The organism is Ekhidna sp. (assembly GCF_965228795.1).
Taxonomy (GTDB): domain Bacteria; phylum Bacteroidota; class Bacteroidia; order Cytophagales; family Cyclobacteriaceae; genus Ekhidna.
The window spans coordinates 2,102,189-2,121,717 of sequence record NZ_OZ245839.1; the positions used below are offsets into that span (position 1 = coordinate 2,102,189).

Consider the following 19,529-nt stretch of genomic DNA (forward strand, 5'->3'; position numbering starts at 1 on the left):
CTCTTTTATGAAATTGTCCCCTTCAGGGGACTACATGGGTATTTTTAACTCAAATCAATTAAACTGATTCATCGTCCGCTCCATTCCGATGGTGCAAAAGGACTTGATTGCATCGATCGCACGATCCATGTTTAGCACCAATTCATCCATTTCTTGTTTGTTGAAGGGGCTCAACACATAGTCGACCTGCTGGCCTTTATGGAAGTCATCACCAACACCGAAACGCAAACGCGGATAGTTGGCGCCCCCGCATAATTGCTCAATGTTTTTTAACCCATTGTGTCCTCCCGCAGAACCTTTTGGTTTGAGACGTATTTTGCCATAGGGTAGGGCAATATCATCTGTAATGACTAGGAGTTTCTCCTTCGGAATCTTGTGCTGTTGCAAATAATGGTTGACTGCTTTTCCACTAAGGTTCATGTAGGTGGTAGGCTTGATGAGGATCAGGGTTCTGCCTTTATGCTTTATTTCAGCCGTGTAAGCCAGCTTACTCATTTCAAATTTGACACCTTCCTGATCCGCCATTCGATCCAACGTCAGAAAACCTATGTTGTGGCGCGTTAGTTCATATTCCGGTCCGATGTTGCCAAGTCCTGCTATTAAGTATTTCATAACTATTGAGCAAAAAAAATCCCGACGCGAAGGTCGGGATTAAAATGTAAATTTTGAAGTGTTTATGATTCTGAAGACTCCTCAGCAGCTGGTGCATCTCCACCTTCTGCTGCAGCTTCTCCTTCTTCACCTTCCATTTCTTCGTCTTCTACCTCATCTTCTTTTCCTTTCAGTGCTCTTGGTACCTCAATACCCGCAAGCGTAACAAGTGGGCTATTAAGGATTTCATAATCTCCAACCTCTAGTTCACCTACTTTTATAGATTTACCAAGTCCAAGCTTCGATACATCTACCTCGATGTATTCAGGCATGTTCTTAGGAAGTGCTTTGATTTGCAAGTATTTCACTTTTCTAATCAACTTACCTCCTTGCTGGATTCCAGGAGCTGTACCTACCGGGTGAACAGGGATGTTCATCTTAATAGGTGTTCCTCTAAATAGCTGCAAGAAATCTGCATGCATGATGATTTCACTCACCGGATGAAACTGAACATCTTGAATGATTGCTTCAAAAGGTTCAGGCTCGCCTTCAATTGTTAATAAAGCAAAGTGCGCTTCGTCAGTGTATACCAGGTCTCTAAACAAGATCATTGGAGCGTAGAAGTGAATCTGGTGATCACCGCCGTATACTACACACGGAACCATCCCTTCTTCTCTTAAGCGCTTCGCTTCTGTCTTGCCGAGATTTGCTCTTTTATACCCTATAATCTCAACAGTTTTCATAATTGAATTTGATTTAAAATATGATTATTTAATAAATAATGAACTAATGGATTCGTGATCGTGGATTTTACGAATTGCTTTGGCAAACAATTCTGCCACGGTCAGTACTTTGATTTTTGAGCTTTCCTGCTTTTGAGGAATCGTATCTGTGATGATCAATTCTTCTAAAGCAGACTCTTCAATGTTTTTGTAGGCGTTACCGGAAAGCACGCCGTGCGTTGCAAATGCTCTTACGGAATTAGCACCTTTTTCTTTTAGTAGTGTAGCCGCCTTGCTTATCGTTCCTGCTGTGTCTACCATGTCATCCACTAAGACAACATCTTTACCTTCTACATCACCAATTACCTGCATGGATGCCACCTCATTCGCTCGCTTTCTGTGTTTGTCACAAATCACCATATCCGCTTCAAAAAGTTTGGCGTATGCACGTGCACGGGCGGTCCCTCCTACATCAGGAGAAGCAATGATCATATTTTCAAGATTCAGATTTTTGATGTATGGGTAGAAGATGGCTGATCCATCTAAATGATCTACCGGGATGTCAAAAAAGCCCTGAATTTGTCCGGCATGCAGGTCGCAAGTCATGATTCTATCAGCACCTGCAGAAGTCAATACATTAGCTGCCAATTTTGCAGCGATAGAAACTCTAGGTTTATCTTTTCTGTCTTGACGTGCGTACCCAAAGTAAGGGACAACAACTGTCACATACTTCGCACTTGCCCTTCGAGCAGCATCGATCATCAAAAGAAGTTCCCAGATATTATCAGCAGGAGGGACGGTAGGTTGGATGATAAATACATCTGATCCACGAACAGATTCAGTGAAATAAACACCCATTTCACCATCACTAAAGGTTTGTTTTTCGCTCTTACCCAAAGGTTTGCCGTAATTATCAGCAATTGCGTTTGCTAATTGAGGGTGAGCCGAACCTGCGAATATCTTTACTGATGACATCTTTACCTAAAATAAATCCCACCTGCGTTGGTGGGATCTGATCTTGTTGTTCCTTTTAGAACTTGTTGGCCTACTAGGGCTTCCCAAAATTCGCTAACGCTCATTCGGGACAGGCTTCTCGCCATATTATTCCCTTTCAACATTAAGTTGGCCTACTAGGGCTCGAACCTAGACTCTTCTGGACCAAAACCAGACGTGTTGCCAGTTACACCATAGGCCAATATATTGGTTGCTTTTTTCGAAGTGTCAACCCCACTTCTTTACTGCCTAATTCAACACGTCGAAACGTGTTGCCTCCCGATAGCTATCGGGAACACCATAGGCCAATACCGGATGTATTTATAAAGTGTTTCTCCCTCACTTCCGTATAAACGGACGGCAAAATTAGCCGAATATTTTTTAAATCAAAAGACTAAACATTCTCTTTTACCCAATTAAATAAATTTGAAGGCATGGTTTCTTTAACATAAGAAAAGTCAGTCTTTTTTGTGAAAAACAAGTTCTTCAGAACACGTTTCATTATCGCAGTACTCTGAGATATGCAAAACTGATTGATTGACATCTCGAATATGTAAATGACCTGGACATAAATAATCTCCACAGGATCTCAAAAGGAACAAATGAAACATGGTATTTGGAAAAGTAGAATCATAGTCAGATAATGTATAACCTAGGGTGTCAATTGAAGGTCCTAAATCTAATATCATTGCTTCACCTGAGATAAAATTCATACTTAAACCCCCGACATCTGACTCCCATTTTCCACGCAGTGTTGCTCCCAATTCATCAAACGTGATTCCTTTCTCTTTTTTACAACCAACTAGGATTAAAGAAAGAAAGAGAACTCTTATCCAATTAGCTTGAAACGGTTTCATGTAATTAAATCTAGGGTATCTAGATGAAAATTTAACTAATTGAGTTCTTTACTTTAATGTTTTCTACCCTTGACCCACTTAAATGCATTTGCAAAAGGCTCCATCCATGGAGATACTTCAGCGCCTTCTAATCCTTGCTTATATGGCCAGTTCCAGGTAAATAAGGAACGCTCTAAATGAGGCATAATCGCCAGGTGTCTACCATCTTCTGAGCAAAGAGCTGCCGTGTCGAAGGAGCTGCCATTTGTATTACCTGGGAAATCAGAATAGGAGTACTTCACAGGAATTTTATAATCAGCTTCATTCTTAAGCATGAATCGCCCTTCTCCATGTGCCAGCCAAATACCCAGTTTTGAACCAATCATGGATTCAAGCATGATGGAGTTTGTCTCTTCGATATCTACACTTACGAATCCACACTCAAATTTTTCAGAACTGTTGTGATGCATCTTTGGGTGGTTTTCACCCATTTCAGGGTAGATCAATCCAAGCTCCATCATCAATTGGCAGCCGTTGCAAACACCTAAACTCAAGGTGTCTTCTCTGGCATAGAATGCATCCAATGCAGCTTTTGCTTTTTCATTAAATAAGAAAGACCCTGCCCATCCTTTGGCTGAACCCAGCACATCAGAGTTAGAGAAACCACCGACAAACACGATCATGTTTACTTCACTCAAATCTTCTCGTCCGGTGATCAGGTCGGTCATATGAACATCCTTCACATCAAAACCCGCCAGCCACAATGCGTAAGCCATTTCCCGATCACTATTCACGCCCTGCTCTCGGATGATCGCCGCTTTTACCCCTGACTTACTTTTTCGATTGAAGTCCAGGTTGTAGCTGGATGCCTTTCCATCAAATCGTTTAGGAAAAGCGTAGGAGAGTGGCTGTTTAAACCTATTTTCGGTTCGGTTCTTTGAAACTTCAGGTGCAGTTTGCTTTAAGTCAAGCAGAGCTGAAGTCTTGAACCAATTGTTTCTTGACTTCTCAATGTCGAAGGTATGTGAGAACAGCCCATTCTTAACTTCTACTTTTCGGTCATCGATTAGTTCACCAATCTCTCTGAAAGTCACACCAGAGGCTACTAAAAGCTCGATCGCTTTTGCGTTATTAACTTGTAATACTAGTCCCGGTTTTTCAGAGAAGAGTACCTTCACCGGATCACCTTCTCCCAAAGAAGAAAGATCAACTTTCAATCCGCCTTTGCTATTGGCAAAATTCATTTCAAGGAGTGTGGTAATCAGACCCCCTGCAGACACATCGTGTCCGGCAATCACATGTCCTTCGTTTATTAATTGCTGAACGGTGTTAAAAGCCTTGGCTACAACTTCTGATTTTGCTTCCGGTGTTTTTGCTCCCAGCTTTGATTGTGTCTGTGCAAACGAAGAGCCGCCCAATTCAAAACCGCCTCCTGAGAAGTCGATGTAAATGATTTTAGAATCCTTCTGATTGTAATCTATGACCGGACTCACTGTTTTGTTGATATCGGAAACCTCTCCAACAGAACTGATAATCACTGTTCCCGGCGCAAAAACCTTCTCACCATCCGGATATTTCTGTGTCATCGACATGGAGTCTTTTCCGGTCGGAACGTTGATCCCTAATTCGCAGGCAAAATCACTGATGGCTTTTACGCCTTCATAAAGACGAGCGTTTTCTCCATCGTTCTTCGCAGGCCACATCCAGTTGGCACTTAGAGAGACTCCTTTTAATCCATGCGTCAATGGAGCCCAGACGAGGTTGGCTAAAGCTTCGGTGATCGAAAGTCTGGATCCTGCTCCAGCATTGATCAACCCGGGAACAGGTGAGTGTCCAATAGATGTAGCAATGCCTTTGTTTGACTTAAAGTCCAGCGCCATCACCGCCACATTGTTCAATGGCAGTTGCAATTCACCGCAGGTTTGCTGAGTAGCTACCCTTCCGGTCACACATCGGTCTACCTTGTTCGTAAGCCAGTCCTTACATGCTACTGCTTCCAGTTGCAAGACTGCTTCCAGGTACTCATCAATCTTGTTCTCAGAGTAGCTGACATCCTCATAGTTGGACTGCTGTGTTTTGTCTTCCAGGATGGTCTTCGGAGATGATCCAAAAAGATGGTGAAGCTTTAGATCAAATGGCGATGCTTTTCCATTATTCTCAAACTTCAATTCATTGTTATCTCCCGCTTCGCCTACTTCGTAGTAGGGAGCTCTTTCCCTTTCAGAAACGCGTTTCAGGTATGCTGCATCCTGATCTTTGATGACCAATCCCATACGTTCCTGGGATTCATTTCCCAGCACTTCTTTAGCGGAAAGTGTCTCATCTCCAACAGGCAATTTTTTTAAATCAATTACACCACCGGTTTCTTCCACCAATTCTGATAGACAGTTTAAGTGGCCTCCTGCACCATGATCATGAATGGAAGTGATGGTATTATCCTCCAGTTCCACCATAGCGCGAACAGCATTGGCTACTCGCTTTTGCATTTCCGGATTGGATCGTTGCACGGCGTTTAGTTCAAGCGCTTGATTGAAGGCTCCAGTGTCAACCGAGGAAACAGCGCCACCGCCCATACCAATTCGGTAGTTGTCTCCTCCCATTACTACGATCTTCTCGCCTGCAGTTACTGTCTTCTTTTGGGCTTCTTTCTTCTTGCCATAACCTATTCCTCCGGCTTGCATGATCACTTTGTCATAGCCGAATTTCTTCCCACCTTCTTCATGCTCGAATGTTAATACACTACCACATATGAGCGGTTGGCCAAATTTGTTGCCATAATCACTGGCTCCATTGGATGCTTTGGTCAGAATTTCCTGAGGGGTTTGATACAACCATTTTCTGGCAGGCTTTTCCCAGTTCCTTCCATCTTCCAAACGAGAGTAGGAGGTCATGTACACCGCAGTTCCTGATAAAGGAATACTGCCTTGTCCTCCGGCCATACGATCCCTTATCTCACCCCCGGATCCGGTAGCCGCTCCGTTGAACGGCTCAACGGTAGTTGGGAAGTTGTGAGTCTCTGCTTTTAGTGAAATAACAGACTCAAATTCTTTGGTGTCAAACCAATCCGGCTTGTCTTGTGTGGCAGGGGCGAATTGCTCAACCTTTGGCCCCTGAATGAAAGCCACATTGTCTTTGTATGCAGAAACCAGGTAGTTCGGATGCTCTCTGGAGGTGCGTTTAATCCATTGGAAGAGGGAGAGTTCTTGTTCCTCCCCATCAATGATAAAGGTGCCGTTGAAAATCTTATGTCTACAGTGTTCGGAGTTGATCTGTGAGAATCCGAATACTTCAGAATCTGTCAGTGGTCTGCCAATTTCACGAGAGACTTGCTCCAGATAATCGATTTCTTCAGTACTAAGTGCTAATCCTTCTTGTTCATTGTATGTGGCAATGTCATGAATGTGTTCTATGTGAGCAGGTTCACGATCAAGTGTAAAAATTGATTGGTCTAGTCCTTCGTACACTTGCTGAAGCATGGGATCAAAAGCTCCGGAAGAAGCCTCAGAGATATAAGTTTCTATTCGATAAATGGATTCAATTCCAGCATTGTGTGCAATGTCTGAAGCGTTAGTACTCCAAGGCGAAATCATCTCTTTTCGTGGACCAATAAACTTACCGGCTATTGCATCTTTCTCCACTGGTTTGGCTCCTGAAAAAAGCCAGGTCAGCTTGTTGATTTGATCAGATGAGAGTTTGTCTGAAACACCTACGGCGATAACAGCGTCTTCAGAATTTTGGAAGAATTGAATCATGAAAGGAACCTCGTTTTGAAGTCCGCAAAATTAAGGATTTGATTTGAGAGGTTTTCAAAACCTGTTAAGTCTTTTACTTTAATTAGCAGCATCCGATTAAGATTTCCTGGAAGCTTCAAAACTACCTCATCCAAAAAGGGTGTTGCTAAAAATGGCCCTTTAGGGAATTAAAGGGTGTTATAAGGCTGAATTGCCATTTCGAAAATCTTAATTGGATATCATTAATTTATTTCAACAATTTCCGAATGCTCTTTTTCAATGCCTTTACAGTCGTTACTGAATAACCGATGACTACCCTATCAATGATGCCTTCTCGATTGACGACAAAATGGGTGGGGTAGGAACGGACATTCACTTCCTGACAAAAATCCTTGACACCTGGAATAGACTGATACCTGAAATCTCGTTTGCTGAGAAATTTGCGAACCTGCTGCTCATCATCAAAAGTAGGGGCTAGAAAGACAATACCTTCCCCCTTAAATTCTTCCACCATTTCATTCATCTCTGGCATTTCCATGATGCACGGTTTACATCTGGTAAACCAAAAATTGACTAAAAAAATATTTCCTTCCAGTTGACCTTTCGTGTAGGTCTCTCCATCCAGTGTGGTTAACTCAAAGTCTGGGAAAGGTTCACCTTTCATACGTTTTACTTCCTTTCTTGCATCGGCTACTTCTTTGATTTGTTCTCGTGTAGGTGCCTGACTCATGCATAGGTAAGGAAGAGCCAGAAGGAATAGTGAATAGATAAGGTTCATGGATTACTGGGTTTATCAAGTATCAATTTAGCTACTTCCGGTTTAATGAGCTGGTGGTGTTTTAAAGGAAGGATATCAACCTTAAAGTCACCCATCTTCTGAATGATGGGCAAAATCTTTGCCGGTTTGATAATGTGATCTTTGCTTCCAAGAATAATATGTCGTTCAAAACGATGACTTTGGAAGTGCTTCGTTAGTTGTTTTTTAGTGTAGCCCAGCGATTTGAAATGATTCCAGGAGGTGTAGACACGTTTTCGGTTGGCTTCATCTCCAAGCTCTTTTCTTACAAAATCGCCAAGGTATGGACTGACCAGCTTGTATTTATCATTAAATGCGACGAGCTTTTCCAGTTTGTTAGGTCTTAGCATGATGTATTTGAAAAGCCACCTAATTGTCCAGTTGGTGGCTAATTTGAACCAAATGGTTAAGAAAATACCATCTGGAGCAATCAGTATCAACTCTCTTACCTTTTCAGGAAATGCGAGCGAAGAGGAAATAGCAAACCGACCACCCAAACTGTATCCCAGTATGGAAAACTGCACAATGTTTTCCTGATCAAGGAAATGAGACAAGATGGATTTCCACTCCGTCTTGGTAAGATCACCTAGCTCTTTGGTACTGTCACCGTGATAAAAAATGTCGATTGCATAAATCGTATACTTCTCTGATAGTTTATGCTCCCACGATTCAAATATTTTTTTGTCTTGCCCGAACCCATGAAAGGCAATTAATATTTCAGCTCCGTTTCCATACTTAGAATATACAAGCTGTCCATTGGTAAGGGATACTTTCGTCATTTCGTTGCGAAAAATAGGTTCATTTATTGTGCGCCAAAAATTTTTAGCAAAAAACCGAACTAATTCTATTACTATTCGTTGTTTTGCACGGTGGAAACTTTTACTGCGCTGAAAGTTTCCGTAGTGTTAACGGTTTTTTATCCGAAAAATTGAGAAGTGGAAGCGAAAGAAAAAATACTGAGTAGTGCGGAGGAATTGTTTATCCAATATGGTATACGTAGTGTGACCATGGATGATGTGGCGCGTGAAGCCTCCATGTCTAAGAAAACCTTGTATCAATACTTTGATAACAAAGACGGGTTGGTATCCGAAGTTGCCCTGAATCATTTTCAAAGAGAGACATCTGAGTTTGAGGAAATAGAAAGTCAGGCAAAGGATGCCATACATGAAATCCTGTTAGTCTCTCAGTGTCTGAGGCAACATGTTTTTCGCATGAACCCATCCCTGCTTTATGATATGCAGAAGTATCATGGAAAAGCATGGGATCAGTATCAGGAATTCAAGCAGGGAACCATACGAGCTCACATTGAAAGAAATATTGAACGAGGCAAGAACGAAGGTTTTTTCAGGTCAGGAATAAACGCCAAAGTCTTGTCAACCCTCAGAGTAGAAGGGGTGCAGCTGGTTTTTAATACCAAGATTTTCCCTCGGGAGGAGTTTGATTTCCGGGAGGTCCAGTTGCAAATCCTGGATCATTTTATACACGGATTATTGACCGATAAAGGGCGAAAGAAATACGAAGAATACATGCATTTAGAATCTACAAATCACACACGCTAAACTATGAGAGGACTACTATCACTATTATTAATTGCGATGGGCACTGTGCTAACAGTAGATGCACAGGAGCGGCTTGACCTTACGCTGGATGACTGCATTAAATATGCGCTCGAAAACAATGAGCAGGTTAAAATCAAACAGCTTGATAGGGAAATAGCTGAAGCAGAAGTGAGGAAGACCATTTCCATGGGGCTACCTCAGGCAAATGTAAATGGAGGGTTGAATTATAATTTCGAACCTCAGAAAAGCTTACTTGATCCGGCTTCTTTTCCGGGTGGTGGCGGAGGAACAACTGAAGATATTGAAGTTTCATTCCAGCAGAAATATGATGGAAACATCGGGTTGGGAGTGGACCAGCTGATTTTCGATGGATCTTACTTCGTTGGTCTGCAAGCAGCAAAAACGTACAAAGAACTTTCAACAAAGGAGTTTCAAAAATCAAAAATTGATATTGTAGAAGCTGTTAGTAAAGCATACTTCAATGCGCTGATAGCTGAAGAGCAACTTGAGTTGCTTGAGAAAAATATCAACCGGTTAGACACACTTCTGAACGAAACCAGGGAGATGTATGAAGCGGGCTTTGCTGAGAAAGTGGATGTAGATCGTATTCGTGTGAACTACAATAATCTACGAGTTGAGTTGAGTAGGTCACAACAGCTTAAAGATATAAGTCGGAAGCTGTTGAAATTCCAAATGGGTCTTGACTTACGTCAACCCATTGAATTACTTGAAGACCTTGAAGAGGTGGAAGTAAACACTCCGGTAGTTCCTTCTCAAAATTTCGAATACAACCAACGAATAGAGTATTCTCAATTGCAAACAAATAGAAATCTGGCGTATTTGGACATGAAAAACAATAAGGTTCAATACTTACCAAAACTATATGCGCGATTTGGATATGGGTGGAATACTGCTGCGGCTTCTGGGAGCGATCTCTTCGTTTCTCGCAGGTGGTTGGATAACGGAGCTATAGGTATAACTGCTTCAATTCCGATCTTCGATGGCTTTTTGAAGAGCAATAAAATTCAACAAAACAGATTGCAGGTAAAGCAGATTGAAAATCAAATGTCTTATCTGGAAAAGAGCATTGATTTAGAAATAGAGCAATCTCAAATCAGTTTAAATAGTCAACTTGAAACATTGGAGGTTCAAAAACAGAATGTAGAGCTGGCCCAGGAAGTCTATGATATTTCAAAAATAAAATACCAGGAGGGAGTTGGTTCAAACCTTGAAGTCATCGATGCGGATGCGTCATTGAAAGAGGCTCAAACCAATTACCTCAATGCCTTGTATCAGGCAATCACATCACAAATCGAACTTAAAAAAGCACTAGGAACACTTTATAAAAATTAGGATCATGCAAAAGATCAAACTCATAATCACACTTACTTTTCTATCTGCCATGGCTGTAGCGTGCGGCAGTGCATCCGGTGAGCAAGGGCTTGCTGCTAAAAAGAATAAATTGAAGGAACTTCAGGATCAATCCATCGAACTTAAAGCTGAAATTGCTCAACTGGAAGAAGAAATCAAATCAGAAGACCCTGATTTTCAACAGAAAAAATCATCAGTTCTTGTATCGGTTGAGACATTGGCTAAAAAGACCTTTACCCATTCCGTAGAAATAAGAGGAGCAGTTGAGTCTAGAAAGAATGTTTTGCTTTCTGCTGAAGCTATGGGGAAAATTGAAGCGATCCATGTGAGAGAAGGTCAACGAGTATCAAAAGGGCAGGTTTTGGTCTCTTTGGATACTGATATGGTAAGGAATAATATTAAACAGACGCAAGCACAGCTTGACTTGGCGACTGAAGTTTTTGAAAGGCAAGAACGTCTATGGAAGAAGAACATTGGCACAGAGGTGCGATACCTGGAAGCTAAGGCAAATAAGGAGACTCTTGAGAGTCAATTGGCAGTATTGCAGTCTCAGCTTGATATGATGATTGTAAAAGCCCCATTTAGTGGGATTGTGGACAACATTCCTGCAAAAGTAGGAGAGGTAGCTCAACCGGGGCTTCCACTCGTAAGATTGGTAAATCCGGATGATATCTATATTTCAGCGGATGCATCTGAGTCGTTCCTTGGCAAGTTTTCACCAAATCAAGAAGTTGAGGTGTACTTTCCTTCACAGGATAAGCGAATTAAATCAAAAATTAAATCTGTTGGACAGACCATTAAAACAGACAACCGAACCTTCGAATTGGAGGTAGAGTTGCCAAAATTAGATTTTCCGGCACAACCGAATCAGGTAGTGGTATTGCGCCTGGTTGATTACAGAAATGATCAGGCATTGGTGGTACCTACAGAAGTTATTCAGGGAGATAACGGAGGAAACTATGTGTATGTAATCACCAATAAAGGCGGAGATCAGGTGGCTACCAAAAGGCAGGTGAAATTAGGAGCCTCGCACAATTTAAAGACCGAAGTAGACTCAGGCCTGAGTGCAGGTGATAAAGTGGTAGTAAAGGGGCACAGAGATCTGTCTGAGGGGGTTCAAGTTTCTATCGTTCAATAAGCCGAATCTTTAATTCAATTAGATATGTCAGAAGAATTAAAAGATATTAAAACGCAAAAGGAGTTTGGACTAACCACCCTCTCCTTGAAAAACCGAACCACGGTATATGTGCTTACATTCATTGTAATAGCCGCGGGTTTGTTTTCTTATATCAGCCTTCCAAAGGAAAGTTTTCCGGAGATTAGGCAGCCAGTGGTATATGTAGGAACTCCATATCCGGGCAACTCGCCGCTGGACATGGAAAACCTGATCACTCGACCGATCGAGAATGAGCTCAACTCTATTTCTGAAGCCGATTTGATTAAATCCACTTCTGTTCAGGACTACTCCACCATCATCGTCGAGTTTACACCCGAAACTGATGTAGAGGATGCGCTCACTAAGGTGAAAGATGCGGTGGATAGAGCTAAGCCCGAATTACCATCAGATCTGGAGCAAGATCCGAATGTATTCGATATGAACTTTTCAGAGTTCCCGATTCTAAACATCAATCTGTCAGGCGATTACAGCATGACAGACCTGAATGAATATGCAGAATACCTTGAAGAGGAAATTGAAAAGCTGTCAGAGATATCAAAGGTTGAAATTAGAGGTATCGACGAGCGTGAAGTTCGAATTAGTGTTGATCCATACCAGATGGAGGCGCGTGAGGTAAACTTTGGAGATATCGAGCAGGCAGTAGCCAGCGAGAATATTACCTTATCCGGTGGAACATACAGAGAAGGAGATATCAGAAGAACCATCCGAGTGGTTGGTGAATTTGAAGAGCCTGAAGAGATATTGGATGTAGTGGTGAAAGCGGAGAATGGCAACATCGTCTACCTGAAGGATATTGCTGATGTTTCTTTCGATTATGTAGAGAAGAAGAGCTATGCGCGCCTTTATACTAACCCGGTGGTCATGGTGGATGTGATCAAACGAAGCGGTGAGAACCTCTTGATTGCAACTGAAAAAATCAATGCCATTTTAGAAGAAGCAAGAGAAGAGATCTTCCCGGAAGATTTGATTGTAACGAAAACAAATGATCAGTCGCAACAAACACGTGACATGGTGGATAGCCTTGAGAACAACATCATCTCCGGGGTGATTCTGGTGGTTTTAGTGCTTCTATTCTTTCTGGGCCCAAGAAATGCACTGTTTGTAGGTATAGCTATTCCGCTTTCCATGTTCATCTCGTTCATGATTTTAGGAATGTTTGGTATCACCATTAACATGATGGTATTATTCTCATTAATCATGGCACTGGGTATGTTGGTGGATAATGGTATTGTGGTGGTTGAGAACGTTTATCGTTTACGAGAGGAAGGGCTTTCTGCTTTTGAAGCTACCAAAAATGGTGTTGGAGAAGTGGCGCTACCTATTATTGCTTCTACTGCTACAACTTTGGCTGCTTTCCTTCCATTGGCATTTTGGCCTGGAATTATGGGAGAGTTTATGAAGTACCTGCCGATCACATTAATGATTACTCTTGGTTCTTCATTATTTGTAGCATTGGTGATCAACCCTGTATTAATCAAATCTTTCATGAAAGTTGATACAGGAGAAATCAGAAAGAAGCGAGTGTTGATTTTTGCTTCTGTTGCGATTGGAGTAGGCTTGATACTCGCTTTCGCTAAGGTGACCGTGTTGAGTAATCTGCTTATCATTTCCGGAGCAATAACCTTCCTGAACATCTATGTGTTGACACCACTTTCCAGAAGATTTCAAAACTTCCTGCCAAGGATAGAGGAAATATATAAGAGCACTTTGAAGTTTGCGATCAAAGGATGGCATCCTTACTTGTTCTTCTGGGGCACTGTTGTTCTGATGGTCGTTTCGATTGGGATTTTTGGTTCAGTGCTTATGTCACCGTCGAAACCAAACCTGGAATACTTCCCAAAAACAGACCCTTTATATGTCAATGTTTTCATTGAGTTTCCTGTAGGTACGGATATAGAAACCACTAACGAGTTTACTCAGGATATTGAACGAAAAGTGATTGACCTGGTCAAACCTTACGAAAGCATTGTAGAGTCTGTTATTGCTAATGTTGGTTCCGGAACATCGGATCCGAATGATCCTTCAGCTTTTGGCGAGCAGGACACACCAAATAAAGCACGTATCACTGTGAACTTCGTAGAGTTTAAAAATCGAGGAGGCATTGATACTAAAGAAATCTTGAATGAAATACGCGATTCAGTTGGTGATTATCCAGGAGTGGCTGTTACGGTTGACCAAAACTCAGATGGACCTCCAACTGGTAAACCCATCAGTATTGAGGTTTCCGGTAAGGAGTATGCTACATTGATTGAGATTACTGAGGATATGAAAAACCTGATTAATGAATCTGGTATCCAGGGCATTGAGAAGTTGAAGACTGATCTACAGACGGGTAAACCTGAGCTTGTTGTGAACATTGATCGGGAAAAAGCCAGACGTTTCGGATTATCCACCTCCAGCATTGCGATGGAAGTGCGAACAGCACTTTTTGGAAAGGAAATTTCGAAGTATAAAGAAGGTGAGGATGATTACGAAATCCAGTTGAGGTTGAAGGATGAGTATCGATACGACATTGATGCTTTGATGAACAAGAGTATTGTATTTAGGGATCAGACCTCCGGCCAAATGAAAAGTGTGCCTATTTCTTCGGTTGCTCAAGCTGAACTTTCATCGACTTATGGATCGATTAAACGTCAGGATTTAAGGAGACAAGTGATCATTAGTTCGAATGTGGAGGCAGGCTACAATCCAACGCAGATCAACAATGAGATCAAAGAATTGCTTGCTGACTTTGATATGCCACCGGGCTATGAATTTAAGTTTGGTGGTGAGCAGGAAAAACAAGCAGAAGAATTTGAGTTCTTGAGTACAGCTCTAATGATAGCAGTATTCACCATATTTCTCATCATCGTATCACAGTTCAATAAGGTTACAACCCCGTTCATTATCATGATGTCCGTGCTTTTCAGCACCATAGGTGTTTTCCTTGGGCTCGTTATTTTCAAGATGAACTTTGTGGTAATTATGACCATGATCGGTATTATTTCATTGGCCGGGATTGTCGTAAATAATGCCATAGTATTAATTGACTTTATCGAACTAAGTAGGAATCGGCTAAGGGCAGAAACAGGAGTAGACAAGCTTTCGATGGAGAAAATAAAAGAGGCAATTATTAACGCAGGTGTGACAAGATTACGTCCTGTGCTCTTAACAGCCATCACGACCATCCTCGGCTTAATTCCTTTGGCAGTTGGAATCAATATTGACTTCATCAAATTCTTAAGTACATACGATGCTGATTTCTTCCTGGGTGGGGACAATGTGGCATTTTGGGGACCCATGTCGTGGACCATCATTTTTGGGCTAACCTTTGCTACGTTCCTTACGTTAGTAGTTGTACCATTAATGTATTTATTCTTCGCAAGAATCAATCGTCGGTTAGGTTTAAGTTAATAGTATATCCTCTCGTTGGTTGCGAGAGGATTTTTTTATGATATGAGTCGTATTTATTTCATCGTCTTTCTGATTTCGATTTACCTGGTGCTTGACATCTATGTGTTCGTAGCAGTACGCGCACTTTCAGATGGATTAAGCCCTGCATGGAGAAAAATCATTTTCATGACCTACTGGGTACTCAGTTTAGGTGCTTTAGTAGGAGTGCTTTTGTACAGACAAATAGACCCGAAGCAGTTTGAAAATCTGAGGCTCTATATCACCACGGTATTTTTCGTACTTTTTGTAGGAAAGTTATTTGCGACTGTTTTTCTCTTACTTGATGATATTAGAAGAGGTATTGTATGGCTGGTAAACATTTTCCCGTTTGTGGAGGAAGATCGGTCGACTTCCAGATCAGACTTCATGCAAAAGTCAGCTTTAATAGCAGGAGCTATACCAATAGCTACAATGAGCTTTGGGGTGATCTCTGGAGCTCATGATTACAGGGTGAGGAAGCGGATTGTTTCTTCTCCTAATCTTCCTAAAGCATTTGACGGAATTAGAATTGCTCAGATTTCTGACATTCATACGGGAAGTTTTTTCAATAAGACGGCTGTGGAAGGTGGAGTGGATATGCTCAACGCTCAAAAACCTGATATTGCCTTTTTCACCGGAGATCTTGTAAATAACAAAAGTGAAGAAGCGAAGGATTATCTGGATATTTTCAAGAAAGTAAATGCGCCCCTGGGTGTTTACTCAGTAATGGGTAACCACGATTACGGGGACTATACCGAGTGGTCCTCTGAAGCAGCTAAACAAAAAGACATTAAGAATCTCCATGAAATGCATGACTACATGGGTTATGATTTGCTGCTTAATGAAAATAGAACCATAAAGGTGGATGGTGAAGAAATAGCCATTCTAGGTTGTGAGAATTGGGGAGCTGGTAGGTTCTCAAAGTATGGAGATATGTCTAAGACAATCATAGGAACGGAGGAAAAACCATACAAAATATTACTCTCACATGATCCAAGTCATTGGGATGCGCAAATCCGACCCAATCATCCTGACATTGATTTGATGCTGGCCGGCCATACCCATGGCATGCAGTTCGGTATTGAGATTGGTGATTTTAGGTGGAGCCCTGCGCAGTATCGCTACAAACAGTGGGCAGACCTTTATCAGCAAGGCAATCAGTCCTTATATGTAAATCGTGGTTACGGGTATATCGGCTATCCAGGAAGGATAGGGATACTGCCGGAGATTACAATTTTAGAACTTAAAAGAGCTTAAGGTAGGGGTGATTCAATATGAGTTGTTATACCCATATATCTTCATGTCATAGGATGATAGGTGATTTTTACAGGTGATTAGGTGAAAAAGGGGCAACAGCCCCTTTTTCTTTTGGAATACAAATCAGCTTGGTGGTTGTTTTTTTATCCTGGCTCTGAAAAAAGCTTTTTTGTCAGGTGATGACGCTTGCGGTCACACCCTGACTTTAACGTCCTGGCCTAAGAGTCTTTTGGGCAAATTATGCTCTAATGCATAATTTGGGTTTATCTTTTCGCTGAAAATTCGATTGGGTGAAAGTTGTCTGAAGTGAATTCCCGCTTCTGCGGACCGATGTGCTCGATTGAAAATCAACCATATACACATGAAAAAGAAACTGAATCAAGTTCAGCAATTTATAGAGATAGATCTGTGGAGACTCAGGTTAAGAGACCTACCAAAACGTAAACGTTATGTTTTTGGCTTCTTGCGTATTTGGGTGATCGCTATTAAAGAGTTTATTGTAGATAAATGTGCAGAAAAAGCATCTGCATTGACCTACCTATCTATGCTTTCACTCGTTCCCGTATTGGCATTATTATTTGCGATCGCAAAAGCTTTTGGCATCAGAGGATTAGTTGAAAGCGAACTAGAGCTATACTTTAAGGGGCAAACAGAGGTATTAGAGCAAGTAATTCCCTTTGTCGAGAATATTCTGTCTGCTAAAGGAGGGGGAATAATTGCAGTGAGTTCGGCGGTTTTTTTACTGTATACTGTCATACGTCTACTCATGAACATTGAGGAGGCATTTAATGATATGTGGGACATCAAGAAAAGTCGTAGGTGGGAGCGTAAGATTTCTGATTATGTAGCGGTGATTTTGCTTGGACCCATATTGATGATTGTGGCGAGTACAGCCACTGTTTTTGTGAAAGATACTTTTCAGCAATTTATTTCGAGTATTGAGTTTTTAGGAGAATTCAGAACAAGCATCATCTTTTTTGTTAAGCTTATTCCATACACGATTTTATGGATTCTTCTCTTTGGGTTGTATTTGATTTTCCCCAATACACGGGTTAAATTTTTTCCTGCCTTACTGGGAGGTATTATAGCTGGAACGCTTTATGTATTAAACCAGCAGGCATTTATCTCTTTGCAGTTTGCTTTTGCACGGTACGATGCGATCTACGGTAGTTTAGCGTTCATCCCTCTATTCTTAATCTGGCTACAGATCAGTTGGTTGATTGTATTATTTGGTGCAGAGATTTGTTATGGTGCTCAATTCATGGATCAGTGGGAAATGAATTCTGAAAAAACGAAACTTAGTCTGAGTCACCGAAAAAAATTGACACTTCTTTTACTTTATCGTATCGTCAAGAAATTCGAACAAGGGAAAGGTCCAATGTCATTGAATGACCTGGGGTCTCAAGTAAATGTACCTAGAAGATATGTGGTAGATATCTGTGACGATCTGGATAGGTCCGGATTAATTACCCGTGTTGAAAATGACGATACGGCCTATCAACCTAGTTTTGATATCCATAAAATGGATATTTACACGGTATTGGATAAGTATGAAAAAGAGGGAATGAAAGATTTTGATCCACGTAAGTCAAAAGCTTTTGTGGCGATAGAGGAGGCATTAAAGAATATTGAGGCTAAATGGCAAAAGAGTGATAGCAATGTTTTACTAAAAGATCTATGATTTACGCTGTTTAAAAGACCAGGTAAACTCAAATTCAGATACGACTGTACCATCCTTCATTTTACCTACAGTCTTAAAAGTTGCTTCTGATGACTCTCCTGTTTCAATACATTTTTCGACAGCTTCAAATGCTTTGTGTCCATCTTCACATGTGAAGTAAACACGGTCAACAGCCTTCTTGGAAAAGGTGGCTTTGAGATCAACGATTATGAATGCAACAGATGGTTTCTTGCCGGTGATCGCCAGTAGACAGGGAGTGGCAGTTGATAGTTCAGCAGCCATGCTCTGCACAGCAAAATATGTAGACTTAAAAGGATTTTTGGTTAGGTATTTAAATGGAACAGACGTGGTACATGTGTTCTCATCAAGTGATCTCACTCTAAGGCCTGCAATCCAGCCCATAGGCAGGCTCTTCATCAAGAATAAAGGAAACTTGAATCCGTTTGTTACTTGCCTGGCAAGTTTTGCTTGTTTAGGACTTAAAGGCATTTACTGGTTGTTTTCTTCCTTCTCCAGAATTTTCTTTTTCTCTCTGTTCATGAAGTAGCTCTCCAGTGCTCCCTCAGAAAACTTGACTACAAGGAACAATACTCCAAGTATTCCTAAACTTACAAATTGTGTATCAAAGTAATCATCAATGATTGGCTCAAGTAGTACTTGCTCTAAAATAAAAAGTACCACAGCTACTGTAAATAAGATCGTAGAAGCTCTTCGGCCTACTTTGGCTTTGGCAAGTTGGTCTACAGTGTCAGCCAGCTGTACGTTTTTGTCTTTAATTTCTTCGTTTTGTTCACGAATTTGGAGGTTGGCATTATCGAGTTTCTTCTGTAGGCGGTCAGAAACCCTGGTAATTACCTTTGCCTGTGCAACCAGTTCTTCATACTCATCTGAAAAGGAATCTAGATCTTCTTTATAGATTGCATGGGTTTCAATCTTAGATCTGAATTTTCTCAGACTTTCTATCTCATCATAATAAAGCTCCTGGTTTTTATTCATTGATATATTAATGCAATCACATATCGTCTTCTTCTATCTCATAGAAGTTGAAATCCAAATCAAGAAGGTCACTGTAGTCTTCTCCAGCCTCCATCATGTCCTCATCACCTTCTTCATAGTACCAATTTATTGTGATCTTTTTTCCACTATTTTCAATTTTACTTAATCGCTTAAAAACATCAAAGAGACATTTAGAGGAGCTTGTATTAAAATATTCAAATGCAATATTTGCTGTAAACTCAGGACCACCTGTTGTTATAAATTCATCCAGATTATCCAACACTCGCTGATAAAACTGAATAGAATTTTCAGGACTTGATCTTCCCTTCATTTCCAATAAACCTTCATCCGGATCAAAGTTGATCAGAGGGGTTGTTCTTGTCGGTTCGATGAATACTTTTTCCATAA

At 41.2% G+C, this 19,529-nt stretch carries 16 protein-coding genes and 1 tRNA gene; 6 read left to right on the forward strand and 11 right to left on the reverse strand.

Features of this window, described 5'->3' with window-relative positions; genetic code table 11:
- Positions 1–54 precede the first annotated feature (54 nt).
- The 8 genes from pth to ACQK2H_RS09600 all read right to left on the reverse strand — a co-directional run bounded on the left by pth (position 55) and on the right by ACQK2H_RS09600 (position 8,448).
- A complete protein-coding gene (gene pth, locus ACQK2H_RS09565; RefSeq protein WP_425391214.1) occupies positions 55–612 on the reverse strand; it encodes an aminoacyl-tRNA hydrolase in 558 nt (185 codons plus the stop codon).
- 62 nt (positions 613–674) lie between these two features.
- On the reverse strand, positions 675–1,334 hold the full coding sequence (locus ACQK2H_RS09570; protein ID WP_425391215.1) for a 50S ribosomal protein L25/general stress protein Ctc: 660 nt from the start codon (positions 1,332–1,334) through the stop codon (positions 675–677).
- A gap of 24 nt (positions 1,335–1,358) precedes the next feature.
- Positions 1,359–2,288 carry a ribose-phosphate pyrophosphokinase gene (locus ACQK2H_RS09575; protein ID WP_425391216.1) on the reverse strand — a complete coding sequence of 310 codons (930 nt, stop codon included), beginning with the start codon at positions 2,286–2,288 and terminating at the stop codon, positions 1,359–1,361.
- A gap of 147 nt (positions 2,289–2,435) precedes the next feature.
- Positions 2,436–2,508, reverse strand: a tRNA-Gln gene (locus tag ACQK2H_RS09580).
- 256 nt (positions 2,509–2,764) lie between these two features.
- The gene (locus ACQK2H_RS09585) at positions 2,765–3,163 is read right to left on the reverse strand and encodes a hypothetical protein (protein ID WP_425391217.1); all 399 of its coding nucleotides are present in this window, start codon (positions 3,161–3,163) and stop codon (positions 2,765–2,767) included.
- A gap of 53 nt (positions 3,164–3,216) precedes the next feature.
- A complete protein-coding gene (gene purL / locus ACQK2H_RS09590) occupies positions 3,217–6,894 on the reverse strand; it encodes a phosphoribosylformylglycinamidine synthase (protein ID WP_425391218.1) in 3,678 nt (1,225 codons plus the stop codon).
- A 226-nt stretch (positions 6,895–7,120) separates the two neighbouring features.
- On the reverse strand, positions 7,121–7,651 hold the full coding sequence (locus ACQK2H_RS09595; RefSeq protein WP_425391219.1) for a TlpA family protein disulfide reductase: 531 nt from the start codon (positions 7,649–7,651) through the stop codon (positions 7,121–7,123).
- Positions 7,648–8,448 carry an alpha/beta hydrolase gene (locus ACQK2H_RS09600; protein WP_425391220.1) on the reverse strand — a complete coding sequence of 267 codons (801 nt, stop codon included), beginning with the start codon at positions 8,446–8,448 and terminating at the stop codon, positions 7,648–7,650. The genes ACQK2H_RS09595 and ACQK2H_RS09600 overlap by 4 nt, the downstream gene beginning before the upstream one ends.
- Before the next feature lie 156 nt (positions 8,449–8,604).
- Between ACQK2H_RS09600 and ACQK2H_RS09605 the strand changes: the two genes are divergently transcribed.
- The 6 genes from ACQK2H_RS09605 to ACQK2H_RS09630 all read left to right on the forward strand — a co-directional run bounded on the left by ACQK2H_RS09605 (position 8,605) and on the right by ACQK2H_RS09630 (position 18,125).
- Complete coding sequence (locus tag ACQK2H_RS09605; protein WP_425391221.1) at positions 8,605–9,228, forward strand: TetR/AcrR family transcriptional regulator; 624 nt, start codon at positions 8,605–8,607, stop codon at positions 9,226–9,228.
- Positions 9,229–9,231: 3 nt separating this feature from the next.
- Positions 9,232–10,581: a TolC family protein gene (locus ACQK2H_RS09610; RefSeq protein WP_425391222.1), complete on the forward strand. Its 1,350-nt coding sequence runs from the start codon at positions 9,232–9,234 to the stop codon at positions 10,579–10,581.
- Between the two features lie 4 nt (positions 10,582–10,585).
- Positions 10,586–11,737 carry an efflux RND transporter periplasmic adaptor subunit gene (locus ACQK2H_RS09615; protein WP_425391223.1) on the forward strand — a complete coding sequence of 384 codons (1,152 nt, stop codon included), beginning with the start codon at positions 10,586–10,588 and terminating at the stop codon, positions 11,735–11,737.
- Positions 11,738–11,761: 24 nt separating this feature from the next.
- The gene (locus tag ACQK2H_RS09620) at positions 11,762–15,169 is read left to right on the forward strand and encodes an efflux RND transporter permease subunit (protein WP_425391224.1); all 3,408 of its coding nucleotides are present in this window, start codon (positions 11,762–11,764) and stop codon (positions 15,167–15,169) included.
- A gap of 42 nt (positions 15,170–15,211) precedes the next feature.
- On the forward strand, positions 15,212–16,444 hold the full coding sequence (locus tag ACQK2H_RS09625; RefSeq protein ID WP_425391225.1) for a metallophosphoesterase: 1,233 nt from the start codon (positions 15,212–15,214) through the stop codon (positions 16,442–16,444).
- 361 nt (positions 16,445–16,805) lie between these two features.
- Positions 16,806–18,125, forward strand: a complete 1,320-nt coding sequence (locus ACQK2H_RS09630; protein WP_425391226.1) for a YihY/virulence factor BrkB family protein — start codon at positions 16,806–16,808, stop codon at positions 18,123–18,125.
- Here the strand turns inward: ACQK2H_RS09630 and ACQK2H_RS09635 are convergent.
- Genes ACQK2H_RS09635 through ACQK2H_RS09645 form a run of 3 tightly spaced genes read right to left on the reverse strand, consistent with a single transcriptional unit; the run spans position 18,120 to position 19,527 of the window.
- Positions 18,120–18,614: a thioesterase gene (locus ACQK2H_RS09635; protein ID WP_425391227.1), complete on the reverse strand. Its 495-nt coding sequence runs from the start codon at positions 18,612–18,614 to the stop codon at positions 18,120–18,122. The two genes, ACQK2H_RS09630 and ACQK2H_RS09635, sit on opposite strands and share 6 nt — an antisense overlap.
- A complete protein-coding gene (locus tag ACQK2H_RS09640) occupies positions 18,615–19,121 on the reverse strand; it encodes a hypothetical protein (RefSeq protein ID WP_425391228.1) in 507 nt (168 codons plus the stop codon).
- Between the two features lie 16 nt (positions 19,122–19,137).
- Complete coding sequence (locus ACQK2H_RS09645; protein ID WP_425391229.1) at positions 19,138–19,527, reverse strand: DUF1987 domain-containing protein; 390 nt, start codon at positions 19,525–19,527, stop codon at positions 19,138–19,140.
- Positions 19,528–19,529 lie beyond the last annotated feature (2 nt).

Coding starts and splice junctions, on each gene's coding strand:
- ACQK2H_RS09615 (WP_425391223.1), top strand. CDS start 10,586: ATGCAAAAGATCAAACTCATAATCACACTTACTTTTCTATCTGCCATG.
- ACQK2H_RS09575 (WP_425391216.1), bottom strand. CDS start 2,288: ATGTCATCAGTAAAGATATTCGCAGGTTCGGCTCACCCTCAATTAGCA.
- ACQK2H_RS09635 (WP_425391227.1), bottom strand. CDS start 18,614: ATGCCTTTAAGTCCTAAACAAGCAAAACTTGCCAGGCAAGTAACAAAC.
- ACQK2H_RS09585 (WP_425391217.1), bottom strand. CDS start 3,163: ATGAAACCGTTTCAAGCTAATTGGATAAGAGTTCTCTTTCTTTCTTTA.
- ACQK2H_RS09645 (WP_425391229.1), bottom strand. CDS start 19,527: ATGGAAAAAGTATTCATCGAACCGACAAGAACAACCCCTCTGATCAAC.
- ACQK2H_RS09600 (WP_425391220.1), bottom strand. CDS start 8,448: ATGACGAAAGTATCCCTTACCAATGGACAGCTTGTATATTCTAAGTAT.
- purL (WP_425391218.1), bottom strand. CDS start 6,894: ATGATTCAATTCTTCCAAAATTCTGAAGACGCTGTTATCGCCGTAGGT.
- ACQK2H_RS09625 (WP_425391225.1), top strand. CDS start 15,212: ATGAGTCGTATTTATTTCATCGTCTTTCTGATTTCGATTTACCTGGTG.
- ACQK2H_RS09640 (WP_425391228.1), bottom strand. CDS start 19,121: ATGAATAAAAACCAGGAGCTTTATTATGATGAGATAGAAAGTCTGAGA.
- ACQK2H_RS09620 (WP_425391224.1), top strand. CDS start 11,762: ATGTCAGAAGAATTAAAAGATATTAAAACGCAAAAGGAGTTTGGACTA.
- pth (WP_425391214.1), bottom strand. CDS start 612: ATGAAATACTTAATAGCAGGACTTGGCAACATCGGACCGGAATATGAA.
- ACQK2H_RS09595 (WP_425391219.1), bottom strand. CDS start 7,651: ATGAACCTTATCTATTCACTATTCCTTCTGGCTCTTCCTTACCTATGC.
- ACQK2H_RS09610 (WP_425391222.1), top strand. CDS start 9,232: ATGAGAGGACTACTATCACTATTATTAATTGCGATGGGCACTGTGCTA.
- ACQK2H_RS09630 (WP_425391226.1), top strand. CDS start 16,806: ATGAAAAAGAAACTGAATCAAGTTCAGCAATTTATAGAGATAGATCTG.
- ACQK2H_RS09570 (WP_425391215.1), bottom strand. CDS start 1,334: ATGAAAACTGTTGAGATTATAGGGTATAAAAGAGCAAATCTCGGCAAG.